Below are 757 nucleotides of genomic sequence, written 5' to 3' on the forward strand. Positions count from 1 at the left end.
GCTTTTTTTGCCGAGGCGGAGCTCGACCGCCCACACAAATAATGGTGGATTTTATCCATCACAATAAAGATCGATATGGCGTTGAAGCGATTTGTAGAATTTTACCGATTGCAGCTTCGACCTATTATCGGGCTTTAGATCTCGTTGATAACCCAGAACATCGAGCGAAACGTGCTCTGCATGATTTACATCATGCAGAGCAATTCAAACGTATTTGGAAAGAAAGTTTAGGTCGATATGGTGTACGTAAAGTTTGGCAAAAATTGAAACGTGAAGGCTATGTTATTGCACGTTGTACAGTTGCTCGATTGATGAAAAAGCTAGATATACAAGGTGTTTGGCGTGGTAAGAACAAACAAACTACCCGCAGCCGAGATGATCAAAAACGAGCAGATGATTTAGTGAAACGGAATTTTAGTGCTGATCGAGCTGACCCTTGCGAAGCAATGCTTCTCAGGTCAGTGACTTTACGTATATTCAAACCAATTCTGGCTGGGTCTACACCGCATTTATTATTGATGTGTTCTCACGAGCCATTGTTGGATGGAAAGTATCTACACGAATGAATACAGATATGGTGCTCGATGCATTGGAGCAGGCATTGCATGATCGAGGCATGCCAAAGAACGTGATTCACCATTCCGACAGAGGTGTGCAATATCTTTCTATTCGCTATACCAATCGTTTAGAAGCAGCAAATTTAAGAGCATCAGTCGGTACGACTGGTGATTCATACGATAATGCTTTGGCTGAAACA

At 42.3% G+C, this 757-nt stretch carries 1 pseudogene and 1 other annotated feature; the pseudogene reads left to right on the top strand.

From position 1 onward, the window contains the following. Positions 1-116, top strand: a sequence feature (AL1L pseudoknot). This feature is flagged as partial in the annotation. Continuing rightward, positions 1-757: pseudogene (locus IRT38_RS13605) on the top strand (IS3 family transposase); the annotation flags it as partial. (Overlaps the previous feature by 116 nt.)

The sequence above is a fragment of the Acinetobacter sp. SK-43 genome, from assembly GCF_015351505.1.
GTDB lineage: Bacteria > Pseudomonadota > Gammaproteobacteria > Pseudomonadales > Moraxellaceae > Acinetobacter > Acinetobacter junii.